Genomic DNA, 20,616 nt, shown 5'->3' with positions numbered 1-20,616 from the left:
CCGCGCTTCCCCTCCGTCCAGGGAAAGCGCGGCTCTCTGTGATTGCTCGCTGTGATGCGCACTTCAAAGCCGACCCACGGCTTCGATGAACGGCAAGTGAATGCCACACTGGTGTCCCGTGAGTTCCCAACCGGCCATACCGACGCGAGTCGTGCTGCTCTGCGGCCCCTCCGGCTCCGGCAAGTCCACGCTCGCCGCCCGCTCCGGTCTTCCGGTGCTGCGGCTCGACGACTTCTACAAGGAGGGCGACGACCCGACGCTGCCGCAGGTCCTCGGGAGCTCCGACATCGACTGGGACCACCCCGACTCCTGGGACGCGGACACCGCCGTCGCCGCCATCACGCAGCTGTGCCGCACGGGTCGTACGGACGTCCCGATCTACGACATCTCCCGCAGCGCCCGCACCGGCGCGGAGACCGTCGACATCGGGCGCACCCCGGTGTTCATCGCGGAGGGCATCTTCGCCGCGGAGATCGTCACGCGCTGCCGTGAGCTCGGCGTCCTGGCCGACGCGCTGTGCCTGAGCCGCGGACCGGTGCGTACCTTCCTCGGCCGTTTCCTGCGGGACCTGAAGGAGGGGCGCAAATCCGTGCCGTTCCTGCTGCGGCGGGGCTGGCGGCTGATGCGCGCCGAGCGGTCCATCGTGGCCCGACAGGCCGCGCTGGGCGCACACGCCTGCAACCGCGCCGAGGCGATGGGGCGACTGGCGGACGCGGCGGCCGGGCGGTGCGCGAAGGCGCGTACGGCGGTCTAGGCGTCGTACCGCACGCACAAAAGCGGGACTGGACGGACCCCCCGGCCCTCCAGTCCCGCTCCTTTTGTGCTCCCCCGTGTTCCCCGTGGTGCTTCCCCCGTGGTCCCCCGTGACCCCGTTGGTTCCCCCCGGTACCGCTCCCCCGTACTTCCCCGTGCTCCCCCGTTACCTACTTCCCCCCAGACCTTCAGGCGACAAGCTCCCCGAAGGACTCCTCCTCGTCACGGCCGAAGCTGAGGACCTCGTCCTCGCGCAGCCGGCGCAGGGAGCGCCAGATGCTGGACTTCACCGTGCCGACACTGATGTCGAGGATCTCCGCGATCTCCGGGTCGGTGCGGCCCTCGTAGTAACGGAGGACCAGCATCGTCCGCTGGAGTTCGGGCAGCCGGGCCAGCGCCTGCCACAGGACCGCGCGCAGTTCGGTGCCGCGCATCGCGTCCGTGTCGCCGGGCGTCTCCGGCAGTTCCTCGGTCGGGTATTCGTTCAGCTTGCGGCGCCGCCAGGCGCTGATGTGCAGGTTGGTCATCGTCCGCCGCAGGTATCCCCCGACGGCCGCCTTGTCACTGATCCGGTCCCACGCCCTGTACGTCGAGAACAGTGCGCTCTGCAGCAGGTCCTCGGCCTCGAAGCGGTCGCCGGTGAGGTGGTAGGCGGTTGCGTACAGGGAGGCGCGGCGCTCCTGGACGTAGGCGGTGAACTCCGCCTCCGACAGCGAGCGCTCCCCCGTGTCCTCCCTGTACGCGGCTCCCCCGTGCGGTTCCCCCGTGAAACCGTCAACCACCGTCATGTACGCGGTGTGCTGACGCCCGGTGCCGCGAGCGCACCCCCGCCCGCTTGCGGCACCGGACTTCTCGGAACCCCGGGTGACGTCGTGCAGACGCGTGACAACTGCGCTTGCGCTCGTGCTGTGCAGCGTGTTCATCTCGCGCCCCCCGTCGTGGACTTCCCGGTGTTCGTTCTCGCTCGGCCTGGTCTCCGGCCTCGCTTCCTTGCCTGTGCCCAAAAGCTTGCCGAGCCGACTTCATGGCCGTGTCCGTCGACTGTCACAGACCTGTCACAGGGGCCTGTGACAGGTACCTCACAGTCCGATCACGGAAAACAGCGCTACGTGCACGGACCCGTACAAGTGTCGAAACCCCACCCCGGCATGGGCCAGAATGAGCCCGTGCCTTCCCTGTTGCTGATCGAGGACGACGACGCCATCCGTACGGCCCTGGAGCTGTCACTGACGCGCCAGGGACATCGGGTTGCCACCGCTGCCACCGGTGAGGACGGTCTGAAGCTCTTGCGCGAGCAGCGGCCGGACCTGATCGTGCTGGACGTGATGCTGCCCGGCATCGACGGCTTCGAGGTGTGCCGGCGCATCCGGCGCACGGACCAGCTGCCGATCATTCTGCTGACCGCGCGGAGTGACGACATCGATGTGGTCGTCGGTCTCGAGTCCGGTGCCGATGACTATGTCGTCAAGCCCGTGCAGGGACGGGTGCTCGACGCCCGGATCCGGGCCGTGCTGCGGCGCGGGGAGCGGGAGGCGAACGATGCGGCTACCTTCGGCAGCCTGGTGATCGACCGCGCGGCGATGACCGTGACGAAGAACGGCGAGGATCTTCAGCTCACGCCGACCGAGCTGCGGCTGCTGCTCGAGCTGAGCCGGCGGCCCGGTCAGGCGCTGTCCCGGCAGCAGCTGCTGCGGCTGGTGTGGGAGCACGACTACCTCGGTGACTCACGGCTGGTGGACGCCTGTGTGCAGCGGCTGCGGGCGAAGGTGGAGGACGTGCCGTCGTCCCCGACGCTGATCCGGACGGTGCGCGGCGTCGGCTACCGGCTGGACAGTCCTCAGTGACACCAGCGCAAGGGGGCTTCCGCGGCTGGGCCGCGGCGCGTGTGGGACAGGTGGCTCGGCTGCGCTTCACCAGCCTGCGGCTCCGGCTGGTCGTCGTCTTCGGGCTGGTCGCGCTGACCGCCGCGGTGTCCGCGTCCGCGATCGCGTACTGGCTCAACCGCGAGGCCGTGCTCACCCGCACCCAGGACGCCGTGCTGGCCGACTTCCAGCAGGAGATGCAGAACCGCGCGGGCGCCCTGCCCGAGCACCCCACCCAGGACGAACTGCAGCACACCGCGGGCCAGATGGCGAACAGCAGCCAGCGCTTCAGCGTGCTGCTCGTCGCCCAGGACGACAGCGGCCGGACCGTCTACGGCAACTCCGGCGCCCTGGACGGCTTCGCGCTCCAGGACGTGCCCAAGTCGCTGCGTACGGCGGTGAACAAGGAGCAGGAGGTCAACGCGAACAACAAGTACGCGTACCACCTGTACTGGCAGCGCACCGTCGAGGACGGCACCCCTTATCTGGTGGCCGGCACGAAGGTGATCGGCGGCGGGCCGACCGGCTACATGCTCAAGTCGCTGGAGCCGGAGGCGAAGGACCTCAACTCCCTTGCCTGGTCGCTGGGGATCGCCACGGGCCTGGCGCTGATCGGCTCCGCGCTGCTCGCGCAGGCCGCCGCCACGACCGTACTCAAGCCCGTACACCGGCTCGGGGTCGCTGCCCGGCGGCTCGGCGAGGGCAAGCTGGACACCCGGCTGAGGGTGTCCGGGACCGATGAACTGGCCGATCTGTCAAGGACGTTCAACGACGCGGCCCAGGCGCTGGAGAAGCGGGTCGCCGACATGGCCGCACGGGAGGACGCGTCCCGGCGGTTCGTCGCGGACATGAGCCATGAACTCCGTACGCCGCTCACCGCGATCACCGCCGTGACGGAGATCCTGGAGGAGGAGCTGGAGGCGGAGTCCGGGTCGATGGACCCGATGATCGAGCCCGCAGTACGGCTCGTCGTCAGCGAGACGCGGCGGCTGAACGACCTGGTCGAGAATCTGATGGAGGTCACCCGCTTCGACGCGGGCACCGCGCGGCTCGTCCTGGACGACGTCGACATCGCCGACCAGATCACCGCCTGCATCGACGCGCGGGCCTGGCTGGACGCGGTGGAGCTGAACGCCGAGCGCGGTATCCACGCCCGGCTCGACCCGCGCCGTCTGGACGTGATCATGGCGAACCTGATCGGCAACGCGCTCAAGCACGGCGGGTCGCCGGTGCAGGTGTCGGTGCGTGAGGCGGTCGAGGACGTCGTCATCGAGGTGCGCGACCACGGCCCCGGCATCCCCGAGGACGTCCTGCCGCACGTCTTCGACCGCTTCTACAAGGCGAGCGCCTCCCGCCCGCGCTCCGAGGGCAGCGGGCTGGGCCTGTCCATCGCCATGGAGAGCGCACATATCCACGGCGGCGAGATCACCGCCGCCAACTCCCCCGAGGGCGGTGCGGTGTTCACGCTGTCGCTGCCGCGGGACGCGTCGGAGCTGACGGCGCAGGAGACCGACGAGAAGAACGGCAAGCGCGCGGAGGGCGAGGCCTGATGACCGTACGCCGATGGGCGGCCGTTCCCGTGCTCGCCGTGCTGCTGGCCGGGTGCGGGATCCGGGCCACCGAGGTGCCGACGGACTTCGGGCCCGCGCCGTCGCGCGTGCAGTGCGCGCAGACCGAGCAGGACGTCTCGCCGCAGGCCTCGCGCGGGCTGCCGGTCCAGGTGTTCCTGCTGTGCCGGTCGTCGCTGGTGGCCGTCGACCGGGCGGTACGGGTGCCCGACGGCGCCGTGGACTCCGAGCGGCGGGTGCTGGTGGCGCAGGGACTCCTCGACGAGCTGGCGGAGACTCCGTCGGCGGCCGAGAAGGAGGCCGGGTACACCACGGATGTACGCGGCGGCATGACCGTCGGCGGCCCGCGCCCCGGCGACCCCGAGGACGCGCTGCGGCTGAGCACCCCGCCCGAGGACCTCACCTCCTACGCCCTCGCCCAGATCGTCTGCACCCTCTCCGACTCGGCCGCGGCCGAGGGCGACGGCTCGGTCATCCTCGGCGGCCCGGACACCGAGCCCGTGCAGCGCTACGAGTGCACCGACGAGGTCCGCTCCAGGCCGGGGACGCAGGCCCCGCCGTCGACCGGGGTCACGGGCGGCTGACCTCGGTTCGAGCCTTGTGGCGTGTGCCTCACATCTGTGTGTCGACATTGCGGAACCGATCGTGCCGAGGGCCGCGTCTAGGGGGGCGTGCAGCGTGAAGGCTCCATCGGCGGCGGCGCCGCGATTCGCATCCGTGTGGCAGGGGGTGTCCTCCTCGCCGCACATCTCGCGCTCGTCGCCTGGCTCACGCTGCGTCCGCTGGACGTCCCCTGGGTGATGCCCGCCAATCTGCGTCCGTTCGCCGGTATCCGGGCCGACCTGGCACTGGGCTGGCCGGAGGCGGCCCGGCGCATCGGCGAGGGACTCGCGCTCCTCGCGCCGCTGGGCGTACTGCTCCCGCTGGCCCACGGCAGACTCCTCGCCTCCCCGCTCGGCTCCCTGGTCCGTACGATCGCCGCGGGCGCCCTGATCTCACTGGGCATCGAACTCCTGCAGACCGGTGTGCCCGGCCAGGTCGTCGACGTCGACTCGCTCCTGCTGAACACGGTGGGCGTGGCCCTCGCCCATCTGGCGCTGGTCCCGGCGGGCCGCTTCGCGCTCCGCCGCAGGACCGAGCGCAAGCGGCGTACGACCGTCCGCCAGGAGGAGCCGGCTCAGGGTCGCACCCCGACGATTCCCAGGGTCGGGATCGCACCGTAGAGCGACGCTTTGCCCCCTTCGTCTCCGTAGCGTTGAAGACAGATGAGGCCACCACAGAGGAGGCCTCGCACCGACGCTCACGAAGGAGCCGATGAAGATGACCGCCCTTGCCCGCCCCACCAACGGCCGCATGATCGGCGGAGTGTGCGCAGCGCTGGCGCGGCGCTTCGGCACCTCCGCGACCACGATGCGCGTGATCTTCGTCCTGTCCTGTCTGCTGCCGGGGCCGCAGTTCCTGCTCTACATCGCGCTGTGGATCTTCCTGCCCTCGGAGGAGAAGGCGCGTACGTCCTGGTAGGTCCCCGCGTACCGGTAAGTGCCGTGCGCATCAACGCCGATGGGGCGCACCCCGTGACTCGGGGTGCGCCCCATCGGCGCGCTTCGAGGGCTTCGCTCAGCCCACCGGCACCGCCTGGACCGGCACGGCCTGCACCGGCATCCCGCCGAGCAGCAGGGAGGCCGGGGCGGTGAGGCCCTGGGCCAGGGCCCAACCGGCGAGGGTGGGGCCGGTGACCGGGGTGAGCACGTACGGCCCCTCGACGGCGCGCTCCTTCTCGCCGGCCGGCAGCGTCTTGGAGACGTCCTCCGCCGGCAGCGCCGCGGTGACCATCTTGGCGGTGTTCACCACCGACCCGGTGTCCGGAACGACGGCCGGGGCGGCGTGCGCGGCGCCGGTTCCGGCTGCGGCGAAGGCGGCACCGAGCGCGGCGACACCGAGGGTCTTGGCAGCAGACTGCTTCATCGTGAATGCGTCCTTGAATAGGGCCGACGGGGATATGTTCACAACCGTAAACATTCCCCGCCGCCCACCGCAAATACCGAAATGCGGGCGCGTTGTGAATGCCGTCAGAATTTCGTGTGCGCTGACGCCCCGGAGCAGCCCCGAATCAGCCGCCGATCAGCCCTCGGATGCCGCAGAACCGCTGGTGGAAGCGTTCTCGCGGAACAGCCATTCGGACTTCAGCTCGGCGTATCCCGGCTTGATGACGTCATTGATCATCGCCAGCCGTTCATCGAAAGGAATGAATGCTGACTTCATAGCATTGACCGAGAACCATTGCATGTCGTCAAGGGTGTACTCGAATGCCTCGACTAGGTGCTCGAATTCCCGGCTCATAGTGGTGTGGGACATCAGCCTATTGTCGGTGTTCACAGTGGCCCGGAAATGCAGCCGCCGCAGCAGCCCGATCGGGTGCTCGGCGTACGAGGCCGCCGCGCCGGTCTGCAGATTGGAGCTGGGGCACAGCTCCAGCGGGATGCGCTTGTCCCGTACGTACGAGGCGAGCCGCCCGAGCTTCACCGAGCCGTCGGCGTGCACCTGGATGTCGTCGATGATGCGCACCCCGTGCCCGAGCCGGTCGGCGCCGCACCACTGGAGGGCCTGCCAGATGGACGGCAGCCCGAAGGCCTCGCCGGCGTGGATGGTGAAGTGGTTGTTCTCGCGCTTGAGGTACTCGAAGGCGTCGAGGTGCCGGGTGGGCGGGTAGCCGGCCTCGGCGCCGGCGATGTCGAAGCCGACGACGCCCAAGTCGCGGTAACGGTTGGCGAGTTCGGCGATCTCCAGGGCGCGGGCCGCGTGCCGCATGGCGGTGAGCAGGGCGCCGACGCGGATGCGGTGGCCGTTCGCGCGGGCGATCCGCTCGCCTTCCCGGAAGCCCTCGTTGACGGCCTCGACGACCTCTTCGAGGGTGAGCCCGCCTTCGAGGTGCTGCTCGGGCGCGTACCGCACCTCCGCGTACACGACGCCGTCCTCGGCGAGGTCCTCGGCGCACTCGGCGGCGACCCGGACGAGCGCCTCACGGGTCTGCATGACGCCGACGGTGTGGGAGAAGGTCTCCAAGTACCGCTCCAGGGAACCGGAGTCGGCGGATTCCCGGAACCAGACGCCGAGCTTGTCCGGGTCGGTCTCGGGAAGCTGGGAATAGCCCGTCGCGCGGGCGAGGTCGACGATCGTGCCGGGGCGCAGCCCGCCGTCGAGGTGGTCGTGCAGCAGAACCTTGGGTGCCCGGCGGATCTGGTCCGAGCTCGGTGTGTTTCCCATCGGGGCAGTCTGGCTCGTCATTTTCGCACTCTAACTCCTACGCGCGTAGATCGCGCGTTGGGTGAATCCGTCGATACGCAACGGTGACCGTGCGGCAGGGTCGCGTACACCCCCACTTCTGACACTGTTCTGTCATGGCACAGCAAGCGACGCCGGTTCGCACGGCCCGGCTGGGGAGGACGCTCGGCCCGGAGCCGACGGCGGTCAGCGGGGCGGTGCTGCTGCTCCCCGGCGGCGACGAGGTCTCCGGCCGCCGGCCCTCCCCGATGCTGGCAGCCGCGTCCGTACGGGCGTTGGGCCGCCGTCTGGCGCGCGCGGGCCGCGACGAGGGGCTGGTGACCCACGTCGTGCACTACCGCTACCGCGGCTGGAACGGCAGCGAGGCGCATCTCGCCCGCGACGCGTCCTGGGCGGCCAGCGAGGTCGTACGACGCTATGGCGACGTCCCCGTCTGCCTCGCCGGCGTCGACATGGGCGGCCGGGCGGCCCTGCGCGCGGCCGGGCACGACGCCGTCAACTCCGTGCTGGCGCTCGGCCCTTGGCTGCCGGAGGACGACGTGGCCGCGCCGCCCGAACCGGTGAAGCAGCTCGCCGGGCGGCGGGTGATGATCGTGCACGGCACGAACGACGAGCGCACCGACCCGGAGTTGTCGTTCCGGCTCGCGGAGCGTGCGAAGAAGTCCAACCGGAACGTGTGCCGGTTCGAGGTTCACTCCGACCGGCATGGCTTGCAGCAGCATCGTGATGAAGTCCTGTCTCTTGCGGAGGACTTCGTCATGGGGGTGTTGTTCGGGCGGGCGTTTTCGCGGCCGGTGGAGGACGCGTTTGCGGCTCCGCCGCCTTTGGGGTTGCGGATGCCGCTTGCCTCCGGCTTCGGGCGGTCCCTTCGCCGTTGAGCCTTGGGTTCGGTGAGGTGTGCGGGTGCGTTGTGGCTGGTCGCGCAGTTCCCCGCGCCCCTGAGGGCGATGCAGCTAGGTCGGGAGCAAGTTCCCTCTCTTTGACAGCAGGAACTTCTTGAAGGCTGCCACTGGGGGTGTGTCCGGGTGGCCGTCGAGCCACGCGACTCCGATTTCTCGTGCCGCTCTTGGTGCTGTGACCGTCAGTTCGACTACGCCCGGACGGGCCACCGCGGGCGGCGGCAGGAGGGCCACGCCGAGCCCTGCCGCGACCAGGCCCCGCAGGGTTTCCGCCTCCTCTCCCTCGAAGGCGATGCGGGGTCTGAAGCCGGCCTCCTTGCAGAGGTCGTCGGTGATGCGGCGGAGGCCGTAGCCGGGTTCGAGGGTCACGAAGGTTTCGTCGGCGGCCTCGGCGAGGCGGATGCGTTTGCGGGCGGCGAGGCGGTGGTCGGCGGGGACGACGAGGCGGAGCTTCTGCTCGTCGAGGCGCCGGGCGACGAGGTCCGGGGCGTCGGGGACGGGTGAGGTGAGACAGAGGTCCAGCTCTCCCGCGCGCAGCCGCTCGATCATCGCCTCGCCGTAGTTCTGGACGAGGCTGAACCGGACGCGCGGATGGTCGGCGCGGAAGGCGCTGATGAGGCCGGGGACGGTCTCCCACCCCATGGTGTGCAGAAACCCGAACGCGACCTTGCCGGCGGCCGGATCGGCGTCGGCGCGCACCTCGTCGGCGGCACGCTCGATCTCGGCGAGGGCGCGCTCGACGGAGGTGAGGAAGGTGCGCCCGGCGGGGGTCAGGGACACCGTACGGCCGCGGCGGGCGAACAGGTCGACGCCCAGGTCCTGTTCGAGGCGGACCATGGCACGGGAGAGGGTCGACTGCGGGACGTTCATCTCCTGCGCGGCCCGGGTCACATGCTCGGTGCGCGCGACGCCGGCGAAGTAGGCGAGGCGGGGAGCGAGCAACATCGTCATGGCTGTCATGTCTTCTGTGTCACTGGACGGTGACAGGCGGGCCTGTGACCTCTGCTGATGCACCATGGGAACGATTATGCCGATTCCATGCATTGGACGGATGAGTGCGGGCTCTTTACCTTCGAAGCATGCCTGCTGCCAGTACCGAGGCGTCCACCACCGTGGGCGCCGACTCCGCCGTTCCCACCCTCTCCTCCGACTCCCGTATGACCCCGGGTGGTCCCGGCTACCGCCGGATGAGCTTCGCCCTGTTCCTCGCGGGTGTGGCGACCTTCGCGCTGCTGTACTCCACCCAGGCCCTCCTCCCCCTGATCTCCGGCGAGTTCGGCGTGACGGCGAGTGACGCGAGCTGGACGGTGGCGGCGGCGACGGGTGGTCTGGCGCTGTTCGTCCTTCCGATGAGCGCGCTGTCGGAGCGTTATGGCCGTCGTACGGTGATGACGGCGTCGCTGGTGGTGGCGGTGACGGTCGGGATGCTGGTCCCGTTCGCCCCCTCGCTGCCCGCGCTGGTCGCGCTGCGGGCGTTGCAGGGCGCGGCGCTGGCGGGGCTTCCGGCCTCCGCGACGGCGTATCTGGCGGAGGAGGTCCGGCCCAAGGCGCTGGTGACCGCCATCGGCCTGTTCGTCGCGGGCAACAGCGTCGGCGGGATGAGCGGCCGGGTCATCACCGGGTGGGTCGCGCAGGAGTGGGGCTGGCGGGTCGCGGTGGGCGTGATCGGCGCGATCGCCGTGGCCTGCGCGGTGGCGTTCCGCCTGCTGCTGCCCTCCCCGAAGCACTTCAGGCCGGGCTCGCCGCGGCCTCGCGTGCTGGTCCGCACGGTGCGTGACCACCTCGCCAACCCGCTGCTGCGCCGTCTGTACGCGATCGGTGCGCTGTTCATGACCATCTTCGGCGGCGTGTACACGGTGATCGGCTACCGCCTGACCGAGGAGCCGTTCAGCCTCCCGCAGGGCATCGTCGGCTCCATCTTCCTCGTCTACCTGGTCGGCACGGTGTCGGCGTCCACGGCCGGGCGCCTGGTGGGCCGACTGGGCCGCAGAGGTGCGCTGTACCTGGCCGGCGGCACGACGGCGACGGGCCTCCTGTTGTCCATCGCGGACTCGCTCCCCCTGGTCCTGCTCGGCCTGATCCTCATCACGGCGGGCTTCTTCGCGGGTCACGCGGTGGCGTCCTCGGCGGTCAGCAAGACGGCGACGACGGGCCGCGCCCAGGCTTCGGCGCTGTACCAGTCGGCGTACTACGTCGGCTCCAGCGCGGGCAGCACGGCGGGCGCGGTGGCGTTCCACGCCGGGGGCTGGGCCGGGACGGTGGGGGTCGGTCTGCTGGCGGTGCTGGGCGTGGTGACGATCACGGTGTTCGGATCCGTGGCAGCGGCACGGGTCGCTGCGCGGCGGGGGCGAGAGAGTTCTGACCTGCACGTTCATCCACTCGGCACGCCATTGTCAGTGGGCTGCTGTAGCTTCCGAAGTGCTGGACGCAATGAGGCGTACGACACAGGAACGGCCACAGGGGTGGGTGGACGATCGATGACCAACAGCACGGCGACGACAACAGACCTGGACACCAAGCTCGAAGCACACCGGGTCGAGCTGACCGGCTACTGCTACCGCATGCTCGGCTCGAGCTTCGAGGCGGAGGACGCGGTGCAGGACACCCTCGTCCGAGCCTGGCGCAGCTACGACAAGTTCGAAGGCCGCGCCAGCCTCCGCTCCTGGCTCTACAGAATCGCGACGAACGTCTGCCTGGACATGCTGACCGCAGGCAACAAACGCGCCCGGCCGATGGACCTCACCGACTCCACCCCCCTCGCCCAGGCCGCCCTCTCCCCCCGCCCGGACAACACCTGGCTGGAGCCGATGCCGGACGCCCGCGTGCTCCCCACCCCCGCCGACCCGGCGGAGGCGGCCGTCGCCAAGGAGTCCGTGCGGCTCGCCTTCATGGCCGCCCTCCAGCAGCTCCCGCCCAAGCAGCGCGCGGTGCTGATCCTGCGCGAGGTCCTGGCCTGGAAGGCGAGCGAGGTCGCCGAACTGCTCGGCACGACGGTCGCGTCGGTCAACAGCGCACTGCAGCGGGCGCGCGCCACGCTCGCGGAGCGGGAGCAGCCGGGCGCAGATGCCACCGTCTCCGACCCGCTGGACGAGGAGCAGCAGAAGCTCCTGGAGCGCTATGTCGCGGCGTTCGAGGGCTATGACATGACGGCCCTGACGGCGTTGCTGCACGAGGACGCGATCATGACGATGCCGCCGTTCGACCTGTGGCTGACCGGCGTCAAGGACATCACCGGCTTCATGACGACGCTCGGCGCCCCGTGCGCCGGCTCGCATCTGATGCCGGTCCAGGTCAACGGCCTGCCGGGCTTCGCCCAGTACAAGCCGGACCCGGAGAAGGGCGGCTTCACCCCGTGGGCGGTGCAGGTCCTGGAGATTTCAGACGGCCGGATCACCGGGTTCCACTGCTTCCTGGACACCGAACGCTGGTTCCCGCTGTTCGGGCTGCCCCTCCATATCGAAGCGGAGGCCGACCAGGTCGAGGAGGGCGTGTAGGGCGGGGTCCGGATCGCGGAGCCGGATCCGGCCCCCGGCCCGCCGGGCGGCGAGTTCCAGCCGTGCCAGCAGGTCGACAGTGCCGAGCCCCGGCGGTCCGAGCCCGCCGACGTCGCACACCACGACTCCCGCCCCTGTCGCCTCCAGCAGCGCCCGCACGTCGTCGCACAGCCCTGCCACCTCGTCCCTGGTGACGGGGCCGGTCAGCACGAGTACTGCGGGTGTCATGGCGTCCACGAGCGGTAGACCGGACGGGCGGGCGTAACTCATCGGGGCGCCGCGCTCAACGTGCCGTACACCCACACCGCAGGCTGCCGTACACCCGCGCGCGGCCCGCGAAGGATCACATTGACCTGCGTCCTGCCTTCCCCGGAGGGTTGGGTGCATGCCCCATGAATCTTCACCTCCGGCGATACCCCACGGCTTCCTCACCGCTGAGGAGGCGTTGTGCAGGGGGTGCTGACGGGCTTCGCGGTGATCGCGGTCGTCATCGCGGTGGGCTATGTAATCGGCCGCCGCGGCCACCTCGGCGAACACGGCCGCGAGGTACTGACCAAGCTGGCCTTCCACGTGGCGTCCCCGGCGTTGCTGTTCACCACCCTCGCGCAGGCCGACCTGTCGGTGATCTTCTCCAGTCGGCTGCTGGTGACCGCGCTGAGCACGGCAGCGGCGGCGGGCGTCTTCATCGCGGTGGGTGCCGTACGCGGCTGGGGTCTGGGCCGTACGACGATCGGCGCGCTGTGCTCCAGCTACGTCAACTCGGGCAACCTCGGCATCCCGATCGCGGTGTACGTCCTGGGCGACGCCTCGCTGGTGGCGCCGGTGCTGCTGTTCCAGCTCCTGCTGCTGACGCCGGTCGCGCTGACGGTGCTGGACCTCTCGACCGCCCGGGACGGCAAGGAGCCGCTGTGGCTGAGACTCCTGACGCCGCTGCGCAATCCGATCGCCCTGGGCTCACTGGCCGGCGTCGCGGTCTCGGCGACCGGCCTCCACGTCCCGGCACCCGTCATGGACCCCGTGACCCTGATCGGCAACATGTCGGTCCCCGCCGTCCTGCTCGCCTTCGGCATCTCCCTGTGCGGCAGCACGATGCCCGGCCGGGGCCCGGACCGGCAGCTGGTCCTGCTGTCGGTGGCGCTGAAGTCGGTGGGTCAGCCCGCGGCGGCCTGGGCACTCGCGGCCGGTGTCTTCGGCCTCCACGGCGCCCAGCTCCTCGACGTGGTGGTGACGTCGGCGCTCCCGGCCGCGCAGAACCTCTTCACCTACGCATCGAGATACCGGGTGGCCGAGCGGCTCGCGCGCGACTCGATCCTGCTGTCGACGGTGCTCTCGGTGCCGGTCCTGGTGGTCGTCGCGACCCTGCTCGGCTGAACCCCTCCTGATAGGCGAATCCTGGTATGCGTAAGGGGCCGGAACCCGAAGGCCCGGCCCCTTGCGAAAGCGTCAGGCAATACGCTCCAGCACCACCGGCGACGCCTTGAAGTCCGTCCCCGCCGCCGCGACGTCGTACGAACCCTCCACCGCCTCCAGGGCGTACGCGAACCGCTCCGGCGTGTCCGTGTGCAGCGTCAGCAGGGGCTGGCCCTCGGTCACCGTGTCCCCCGGCTTGGCGTGCAGCTCCACGCCCGCGCCCGCCTGGACCGGGTCCTCCTTGCGGGCACGCCCCGCGCCGAGGCGCCAGGCGGCGACGCCGACGGCGTAGGCGTCCAGGCGGGTCAGGACGCCGGAGGCGCTCGCCTTCACCACGTGCTGCTCGCGCGCCACCGGCAGTTCCGCGTCCGGGTCGCCGCCCTGCGCCGCGATCATGCGCCGCCAGACGTCCATCGCGGAGCCGTCGGCCAGGGCCTTCGCCGGGTCGGTGTCGCGGATGCCCGCCGCGTCCAGCATTTCGCGGGCCAGGGCGATCGTCAGCTCCACGACGTCCGACGGGCCGCCGCCCGCCAGGACCTCCACCGACTCCCGGACCTCAAGGGCGTTACCGGCCGTCAGGCCCAGCGGGGTCGACATGTCCGTCAGGAGCGCGACCGTCTTGACGCCGTGGTCCGTGCCCAGGCCCACCATCGTCGACGCCAGTTCCCGCGCGTCCTCGATCGTCTTCATGAACGCGCCCGTGCCGACCTTGACGTCCAGGACCAGCGAGCCCGTGCCCTCCGCGATCTTCTTGGACATGATCGAGGAGGCGATCAGGGGGATGGCCTCGACCGTGCCGGTCACATCACGCAGGGCGTACAGCTTCTTGTCCGCGGGGGCCAGACCGTCGCCCGCCGCGCAGATCACCGCGCCGACACCGTCCAGCACGGACAGCATCTCCTCGTTCGAGAGCAGGGCCCGCCAGCCGGGGATCGACTCCAGCTTGTCCAGCGTGCCGCCGGTGTGGCCGAGGCCGCGGCCCGACAGCTGCGGAACGGCGGCCCCGCACGCCGCCACCAGCGGAGCGAGCGGCAGCGTGATCTTGTCACCCACCCCACCCGTCGAGTGCTTGTCGGCCGTCGGACGGGACAGCGACGAGAAGTCCATGCGCTCGCCGGAGGCGATCATCGCGGCCGTCCAGCGGGCGATCTCCCGGCGGTTCATGCCGTTGAGCAGGATCGCCATCGCGAGCGCGGACATCTGCTCGTCGGCGACCTCCCCGCGGGTGTACGCGTCGATGACCCAGTCGATCTGTACGTCGCTGAGCTCGCCGCGGTCCCGCTTGGTGCGGATGACGGAGATGGCGTCCATGGCGTTCCTTCCGAAAGATCAAGAAAGTGCGCGGCCCCTCTGAGCCGGTTCAGAGGGGCCGCACGGGAGTTACTTGGTGAGGTGCCCCGGCCCGAAGGCCTGCGGCAGCATCTCCGACAGCGACAGGATTCCCGCCGGTGTCTCCAGCAGCAGGTCCGGCCCGCCGAACTCGTACAGCAGCTGCCGGCAGCGGCCGCACGGGACGAGGATGTCGCCCTTGCCGTCGACGCAGGTGAAGTGCGTCAGCCGGCCGCCGCCGGTGCGCTGCAGCTCCGAGACCAGCCCGCACTCGGCGCACAGCCCGAGCCCGTAGGAGGCGTTCTCGACATTGCAGCCGGAGACCGTGCGGCCGTCGTCGACCAGGGCGGCGACCCCGACCGGGTAGCCCGAGTAGGGGGCGTAGGCATGGGACATGGCGTCCCTCGCCACCGCCCGCAGGGCAGCCCAGTCGACGGTCACTTGCCTTGTCCCTTCCGGTACGGCAGGCCGTCCGCCTTCGGCATCCTGAGGCGCTGGGCCGACAGGGCGAGGACGATCAGCGTGATGACGTACGGCGTGGCGGAGACCACCTGGTTGGGAACCTCGTTGGTGCCGGCGTACCAGGTGAACACCAGGCCGCCGACGAGCAGGGTGATCGCGGACGACGTGTACTTCTTCCGGAACGCCAGCCAGATCGCGCCGATGACCAGCAGCAGCGCGCCGAGCAGCAGCAGCGCGTGGACGTTCTCGGAGCCGCCGCGCAGGTTGAGGCTGTCGGTGTAGCCGAACAGGCCCGCGCCGATGGCGAGTCCGCCCGGCATCCAGTTGCCGAAGATCATCGCGGCGAGGCCGATGTAGCCGCGACCGCTGACCTGGCCCTCCAGGTAGAAGGGGTTGGCGACGGTGGCGAGGAACACGCCACCGAGGCCCGCCAGGCCGCCGGAAATGATGACGGCCAGGTACTTGTACTTGTAGACGTTCACGCCGAGCGACTCGGCCGCGACCGGGTTCTCACCGCAGGACCGCAGCCGCAGACCGAACGCCGTACGCCACAGGATCCACCACGTGGCGGGGATCAGCGCGACGGCGATCAGGGTCAGCCAGGAGACGTTGGTGATCAGGCCGCCGAGCAGTCCGGCGACGTCGGAGATGAAGAACCAGCCCTTTTCGTTGAGGTCCCGCAGGCCGTCGGACAGACCCGGCACCGTGAAGTTGCCGAGCGAGTCGACCGCCGGGGACTGCTTGGCGGAGCCGCCCTCGTGGCCCTCGAAGGCGAGGGGCGCGAGATAGCGGGTGGCGCCCAGGGCGAGGATGTTGATGGCCACACCGGAGACGATGTGGTTGACGTTGAAGGTGACGGTGACGAGGGCGTGCAGCAGACCGCCGACGCAGCCGCCGATGATGCCGACGAGGACACCGGTCCACGGGCCCCACTGGAATCCGGCCCAGGCACCGAACCAGGTGCCGAGGATCATCATGCCCTCGAGGCCGATGTTGACGACGCCCGCGCGCTCGGCCCACAGACCGCCGAGACCGGCGAGGCCGATCGGCACGGCGAGCTGGAGCGCGGTGGACATCTGGCTGACGTTGGTGATGCCGTCGGCGCCGGTGATGATGCGGACGATCGAGGTCAGCGCCAGCGCTCCGGCGATGACCAGCAGCAGGACGGGCCACGACAGGCGGCGACCGGTCGGCGCCGCGGGCTGCAGCGTGGGCTGGTTGACGTCGGTCGCCGAGATGGGGGCGGTCATCGGCCAGCCACCTCCTTCGTGGTGTTGTGGGCGCCGAGGACGTGACCGGCGGCCAGTTCAGCGCCGACCCGGCGCTGCTGGCGGCGCAGACCCCATTCGCGTACGGCCTCATAGGAGACGACGACCGAGAGCACGATCAGGCCCTGCATGATGACCGCGATCTCCTTGTCGTAGTCGTGGAAGTCCAGCTCGGGCGACGCCTTGTCGAGCCAGGCCCACAGCAGGGCGGCGAACGCGATGCCGACGGGGCTGTTACGGCCGAGCAGGGCGATGCCGATACCGAGGAAGCCGATGCCGGTGGGGAAGTTGAGGTTGTAGGTGTGGGCGTCGCCGAGCAGGATCGGCAGACCCGCGAGTCCGGCGAGGCCACCGGAGAGCAGCATGGCGGTGAGCACCATGCGCTTGGGGTCGACACCGCTGGCCGCGGCGGCGGTCTCCGAGGCGCCGGAGGCGCGCAGGTCGAAGCCGAACCGGGTGCGGTTGAGGGTGACCCAGAAGGCGATGCCGAGCACCACGGCGAGGATCACCAGGCCGTAGATCTCGCCCGCGTCACCCATGTCGATGCCCGGCACCCAGCCGGACTCGTGCATCTCGCCGGTGGTGTTGTTGTTGCCGACCTTCACGCCGAAGACGTTCGGCAGCCACAGGTAGGCGATGACGGAGGTGGCGATCGCGTTCAGCATGATCGTCGCGACGACCTCGCTGACCCCTCGGGTGACCTTGAGGACACCGGCGATACCGGACCAGAAGGCGCCGGTGCAGACGGCGGTCAGGAGGAGCAGCGGCACCTGGAGGACGGCCGGCAGATTGGCGTGGGCGCCCACGATCGCGGCCATCATGGCGGCGAGCTGGTACTGGCCGTCGACGCCGATGTTGAACAGGTTCATCCGGAAGCCGATGGCCACCGCGAGCGCCGCGATGTAGTACATCGAGGCCTGGTTGATGATCAGGACCTGGATGTCGGAGAACCCGAGCTGCTCGAACATGATCGTGAACGGCTCGACCGGGTTCTTGCCCGAGGCGAGCAGCACGATCGAGCTCAGCGCGAAGGCCACGGCGAGCGCGATGACCGGTCCGGCCACCGCGAGGAGCACCCGCTCCTTGTCGAACTTCTTCATCAGCGGGCCTCGTCTTCGCCGGGCTCGGGGGCGTCTTCGGGGGTTTCTTCGTGTTCCAGGTGGCCGGTCGCGGCACCGGTCATCGCCGAGCCCAGCTCCTCCGGGGTGATCGTGGCCGGGTCGGCGTCCGCGACCAGCTTGCCGTTGTAGATCACGCGGAGGGTGTCGGACAGGCCGATCAGCTCGTCCAGGTCGGCGGAGATCAGCAGCACGGCCAGGCCCTCGCGGCGGGCCTCACGGATGTGGTCCCAGATGGCCGCCTGCGCACCGACGTCCACACCGCGAGTGGGGTGGGAGGCGATGAGGAAGCGCGGCTTGTGGGTCATCTCGCGGCCGACGATCAGCTTCTGCTGGTTGCCGCCGGACAGGGAGGAGGCGGTGACGTCGATGCCGGGGGTGCGGACGTCGTACGCCTCGACGATCCGGCGCGTGTCCTCCTGCGCGGCCTTCGGATCGAGCCATACGCCCTTGGCGTTCGGCTTCTCGGTGACGTGCCCGAGGATGCGGTTCTCCCAGAGGGGGGCCTCCAGAAGCAGTCCATGACGATGGCGGTCCTCGGGGATGTACCCAATCCCCTGCTCACGGCGCTTACGCGTGTTCCAGCCGGTGATCTCCTCCTCGGCCAGCGTGATGGTGCCGGAGTCGGCGGCCTTGAGCCCGATGAGCGCATCGACCAGCTCGGTCTGCCCGTTGCCCTCGACACCGGCGATACCCAGCACCTCACCGGCGTGAATGGTGAAGGTGATGTCGTCGAGCAGCGCCTTGCCCCCGAACGCCTCCAGCCGCAGCTTCTCCACGCCGATGACCGGACGATCGGTGACCGTCGACTCGGCGGTCTCCGGCGTGGGCAGCTCACTGCCGACCATCATCTCGGCGAGCTGACGCGAGGTGGTCTCGGCAGGAACGGCGGTCCCCACGGTGGTCCCCCGCCGAATGACGGTGATCTCGTCGGCGACCGACAACACCTCGCCCAGCTTGTGCGAGATGAAGATGACCGACAGCCCTTCGGCCCGCAGCTCACGCAGGTTGTCGAACAGCGCGTCGACTTCCTGCGGCACGAGCACAGCCGTCGGCTCATCCAGAATCAGAGTGGTCGCACCCCGATACAGAACCTTCAGAATCTCCACCCGCTGCCGGGCGGCGACACCGAGCTCCTCAACCAGCACATCGGGCCGCACCCCCAGCCCGTACCGCTCGGAGATCTCCTTGATCTTCTTCCGGGCCCTGCCCCCGATGCCGTACAGCTTCTCGCTGCCCAGCACGACGTTCTCAAGGACCGTCAGATTGTCGGCGAGCATGAAGTGCTGATGCACCATGCCGATGCCGCGGGCGATGGCGTCGGCGGGACTGCCGAAGCTGACCTGCCGTCCGTCGATCGCGATGGTGCCCTCGTCCGGCTTCTGCATGCCGTAGAGGATCTTCATCAGCGTCGACTTGCCGGCGCCGTTCTCTCCGACGAGGGCGTGGACGGTGCCCTTGCGGACCGTGAGGTGGATGTCGTGGTTGGCCACGACGCCCGGGAAACGCTTTGTGATCCCGGCGAGCTCGACGGCGGTCACCTGACCGTTGACCGCCGCGCCGGCCGGAGGGCTGCTGGACGCGTTGATGGCGCACTCTCCTGGGGACGGGGGTCGTCTACGCGCGTAGCGCCCCTACGGCATTCAAAGGGGCCGACGCATCGCTGACAACGGGGTACGGGGAGAAGCCTCCCCGCACCCCGTTGAGCGGACGTAACCCCGCGGTTACACGCTGCTCAGGGTCTCGATATTCAGCTGGACTTGACCTTGATCTCGCCGCTGATGATCTTCTCCTTGGCCGTCTCGATGGCTTCCTGGAGGGCAGCGTCGTCCGCGAACTTCGGGTTGGAGTCCGCGAGACCGACCTCGCCGCTCTTCAGATCGCCACGAACGATACCGGTCTCGGGCTTACCGTCCTCGACCGACTTCGCCAGGTTGTAGACCGCCTTGGCGACGTCCTTCGTCGCCGAGGTCAGGATGGATTCCTTGTACGTGGCGAGCGCTGCCTGCTTGTACTGGTCGGAGTCGACACCGATCGCCCACACCTTGTTGGCGGCGGCAGCCTCGATGACACCCTGACCCGACAGACCGGCCGCCGCGTACACGACGTCGGCCTTCTTCTCGATCTGCCCCTCGGCGGCCGACTTGCCCTTGTCGGGGCTGGAGAAGCCGCCTTCTTCCGCGGTCTGCGTCAGATACTGCGACAGGACCTTGACCTTCGAGTTGGTGTCCTTGACACCCTGCTCGAAGCCGGCCTGGAACTTGTGAATCAACGGGATATCCACACCGCCGACAAAGCCCACGGTGTTGGTCTTGGTGCTCTTGGCGGCCGCCACACCGGCGAGGTAGGAGGCCTCCTCCTCGGAGAACACCAGGTCGGCCACGTTGTCCGCCTGGACCTGGGAGTCGTCGACGATGCCGAAGGTGGTGTCCGGGTACTTCTCCGCGACCTCCTTGACGGCCGGCGCGTACGCGTAGCCGACGCCGATCACCGGGTTGTAGCCCTGCTTCGCCAGCGAGGCCAGCCGCTGAGCCTTGTCGGCGTCCGTTTCCCCGTCGGTGGGCTCGACGTCGTCCGTCTCGTACCCGAACTCCTTCTTCGCCTGCTCCAGCCCCGCGAAGGCGGCGTCGTTGAAGGACTGGTCGCCCTTGCCGCCGACGTCGTACGCGATGGCGAGGCCCTTGTCGCCGTCCGACTCCGACGAGGCGGAGGTGGACGTACCGCCGCAGGCGGACAGAACGAGGGCGAGGGAGGCGGTCGCTGCGCCCGCGACCGCGAGGCGGGAAACCCGGCGCATGTTGTGGTGCTCCTGTCGTACGAGCGCCGGACGGTTCAGCTACGGCGCTGGCTTCGCCGCAGATTAACGCGCGTAGACAAGCCTGAAAACCCCTTCTGTCCACCTTGTTATCCGCCCGTGCCCTGCGCTTCGCGGAGCCCGGCGCTGATCAGGTGCCGCGGGTTGGTGCCGCCCGGGGGTGGGTCACGCGGCCCGGCGCTGACGGGGTGCCGCCTGCGCCCACCCGTGCCGCCCCAGGCGGCACGCATGCCCGCAGCTTGGCGGGACGGCAGCCTGCCGCCGGCTGGGTGGGCACCGCCCCCGCGGCACGCATGCCCGCAGCCGGGCGGGACGGCGGCGCGCAGCTACGGCGAGGGCGGCGCGCCACCGCGCTC

At 69.9% G+C, this 20,616-nt stretch carries 20 protein-coding genes and 1 pseudogene; 10 read left to right on the top strand and 11 right to left on the bottom strand.

Features of this window, described 5'->3' with window-relative positions:
* Positions 1–100 precede the first annotated feature (100 nt).
* On the top strand, positions 101–754 hold the full coding sequence (locus ACTWQO_RS43645) for a uridine kinase family protein (RefSeq protein WP_443242936.1): 654 nt from the start codon (positions 101–103) through the stop codon (positions 752–754).
* A 187-nt stretch (positions 755–941) separates the two neighbouring features.
* On the opposite strand, the gene ACTWQO_RS43640 is transcribed toward ACTWQO_RS43645, so the two are convergent.
* Complete coding sequence (locus tag ACTWQO_RS43640) at positions 942–1,676, bottom strand: SigE family RNA polymerase sigma factor (RefSeq protein ID WP_443242935.1); 735 nt, start codon at positions 1,674–1,676, stop codon at positions 942–944.
* A 243-nt stretch (positions 1,677–1,919) separates the two neighbouring features.
* On the opposite strand from ACTWQO_RS43640, the gene afsQ1 reads away from it, so the two are divergent.
* The 5 genes from afsQ1 (at position 1,920) to ACTWQO_RS43615 (ending at position 5,704) form a co-directional block, all read left to right on the top strand.
* Positions 1,920–2,597: a two-component system response regulator AfsQ1 gene (gene afsQ1 / locus ACTWQO_RS43635; RefSeq protein ID WP_055611283.1), complete on the top strand. Its 678-nt coding sequence runs from the start codon at positions 1,920–1,922 to the stop codon at positions 2,595–2,597.
* Positions 2,594–4,165, top strand: coding sequence for an ATP-binding protein (locus ACTWQO_RS43630; protein WP_443242934.1), 1,572 nt, complete (start codon positions 2,594–2,596; stop codon positions 4,163–4,165). The genes afsQ1 and ACTWQO_RS43630 overlap by 4 nt, the downstream gene beginning before the upstream one ends.
* Complete coding sequence (locus ACTWQO_RS43625; protein ID WP_443242933.1) at positions 4,165–4,767, top strand: hypothetical protein; 603 nt, start codon at positions 4,165–4,167, stop codon at positions 4,765–4,767. The genes ACTWQO_RS43630 and ACTWQO_RS43625 overlap by 1 nt, the downstream gene beginning before the upstream one ends.
* Before the next feature lie 87 nt (positions 4,768–4,854).
* Entirely contained in the window at positions 4,855–5,406 is a 552-nt protein-coding gene (locus tag ACTWQO_RS43620; RefSeq protein ID WP_443242932.1) for a VanZ family protein, read from the top strand.
* A 97-nt stretch (positions 5,407–5,503) separates the two neighbouring features.
* Positions 5,504–5,704 carry a PspC domain-containing protein gene (locus tag ACTWQO_RS43615; RefSeq protein ID WP_328358183.1) on the top strand — a complete coding sequence of 67 codons (201 nt, stop codon included), beginning with the start codon at positions 5,504–5,506 and terminating at the stop codon, positions 5,702–5,704.
* Between the two features lie 96 nt (positions 5,705–5,800).
* Here the strand turns inward: ACTWQO_RS43615 and ACTWQO_RS43610 are convergent, their stop codons facing one another.
* Together ACTWQO_RS43610 and ACTWQO_RS43605 are read right to left on the bottom strand one after the other, a co-directional pair.
* Positions 5,801–6,148: an ATP-binding protein gene (locus ACTWQO_RS43610; protein WP_443242931.1), complete on the bottom strand. Its 348-nt coding sequence runs from the start codon at positions 6,146–6,148 to the stop codon at positions 5,801–5,803.
* Between the two features lie 156 nt (positions 6,149–6,304).
* Entirely contained in the window at positions 6,305–7,468 is a 1,164-nt protein-coding gene (locus ACTWQO_RS43605; protein WP_443242930.1) for an adenosine deaminase, read from the bottom strand.
* Between the two features lie 113 nt (positions 7,469–7,581).
* On the opposite strand from ACTWQO_RS43605, the gene ACTWQO_RS43600 reads away from it, so the two are divergent.
* Positions 7,582–8,343 (top strand): alpha/beta hydrolase, encoded by a 762-nt coding sequence (locus ACTWQO_RS43600; protein ID WP_443242929.1) that lies wholly within the window; start codon positions 7,582–7,584, stop codon positions 8,341–8,343.
* A gap of 75 nt (positions 8,344–8,418) precedes the next feature.
* On the opposite strand, the gene ACTWQO_RS43595 is transcribed toward ACTWQO_RS43600, so the two are convergent.
* Positions 8,419–9,381: a LysR substrate-binding domain-containing protein gene (locus tag ACTWQO_RS43595; protein ID WP_443242928.1), complete on the bottom strand. Its 963-nt coding sequence runs from the start codon at positions 9,379–9,381 to the stop codon at positions 8,419–8,421.
* 62 nt (positions 9,382–9,443) lie between these two features.
* Between ACTWQO_RS43595 and ACTWQO_RS43590 the strand changes: the two are divergent.
* Positions 9,444–10,703: pseudogene (locus ACTWQO_RS43590) on the top strand (MFS transporter); the annotation flags it as partial.
* Between the two features lie 138 nt (positions 10,704–10,841).
* Entirely contained in the window at positions 10,842–11,858 is a 1,017-nt protein-coding gene (locus tag ACTWQO_RS43585) for a sigma-70 family RNA polymerase sigma factor (RefSeq protein WP_443242952.1), read from the top strand.
* Here the strand turns inward: ACTWQO_RS43585 and ACTWQO_RS43580 are convergent.
* The gene (locus ACTWQO_RS43580; protein WP_443242927.1) at positions 11,742–12,086 is read right to left on the bottom strand and encodes an STAS domain-containing protein; all 345 of its coding nucleotides are present in this window, start codon (positions 12,084–12,086) and stop codon (positions 11,742–11,744) included. The two genes, ACTWQO_RS43585 and ACTWQO_RS43580, sit on opposite strands and share 117 nt — an antisense overlap.
* Positions 12,087–12,305: 219 nt before the next feature.
* Between ACTWQO_RS43580 and ACTWQO_RS43575 the strand changes: the two genes are divergently transcribed.
* Complete coding sequence (locus ACTWQO_RS43575) at positions 12,306–13,229, top strand: AEC family transporter (RefSeq protein WP_443242926.1); 924 nt, start codon at positions 12,306–12,308, stop codon at positions 13,227–13,229.
* A 72-nt stretch (positions 13,230–13,301) separates the two neighbouring features.
* Here ACTWQO_RS43575 and ACTWQO_RS43570 read toward each other — a convergent pair whose 3' ends face one another.
* From ACTWQO_RS43570 to ACTWQO_RS43545, 6 genes are all read right to left on the bottom strand, one after another.
* Complete coding sequence (locus tag ACTWQO_RS43570; protein WP_443242925.1) at positions 13,302–14,579, bottom strand: thymidine phosphorylase; 1,278 nt, start codon at positions 14,577–14,579, stop codon at positions 13,302–13,304.
* A gap of 69 nt (positions 14,580–14,648) precedes the next feature.
* The gene (locus tag ACTWQO_RS43565; protein ID WP_443242924.1) at positions 14,649–15,038 is read right to left on the bottom strand and encodes a cytidine deaminase; all 390 of its coding nucleotides are present in this window, start codon (positions 15,036–15,038) and stop codon (positions 14,649–14,651) included.
* A complete protein-coding gene (locus ACTWQO_RS43560) occupies positions 15,035–16,309 on the bottom strand; it encodes an ABC transporter permease (RefSeq protein WP_443242923.1) in 1,275 nt (424 codons plus the stop codon). Before ACTWQO_RS43560 ends, ACTWQO_RS43565 begins: the two co-directional genes overlap by 4 nt.
* A complete protein-coding gene (locus ACTWQO_RS43555) occupies positions 16,306–17,427 on the bottom strand; it encodes an ABC transporter permease (RefSeq protein ID WP_443242922.1) in 1,122 nt (373 codons plus the stop codon). Before ACTWQO_RS43555 ends, ACTWQO_RS43560 begins: the two co-directional genes overlap by 4 nt.
* Entirely contained in the window at positions 17,427–18,986 is a 1,560-nt protein-coding gene (locus tag ACTWQO_RS43550) for an ABC transporter ATP-binding protein (RefSeq protein ID WP_443242921.1), read from the bottom strand. The genes ACTWQO_RS43555 and ACTWQO_RS43550 overlap by 1 nt, the downstream gene beginning before the upstream one ends.
* 209 nt (positions 18,987–19,195) lie before the next feature.
* The gene (locus ACTWQO_RS43545; protein WP_443242920.1) at positions 19,196–20,242 is read right to left on the bottom strand and encodes a BMP family lipoprotein; all 1,047 of its coding nucleotides are present in this window, start codon (positions 20,240–20,242) and stop codon (positions 19,196–19,198) included.
* Positions 20,243–20,616: the final 374 nt, after the last annotated feature.

It is taken from the genome of Streptomyces sp. 4N124, assembly GCF_052245395.1.
Lineage (GTDB): Bacteria > Actinomycetota > Actinomycetes > Streptomycetales > Streptomycetaceae > Streptomyces.
This window is presented reverse-complemented; position numbering and strand designations above follow the sequence as displayed.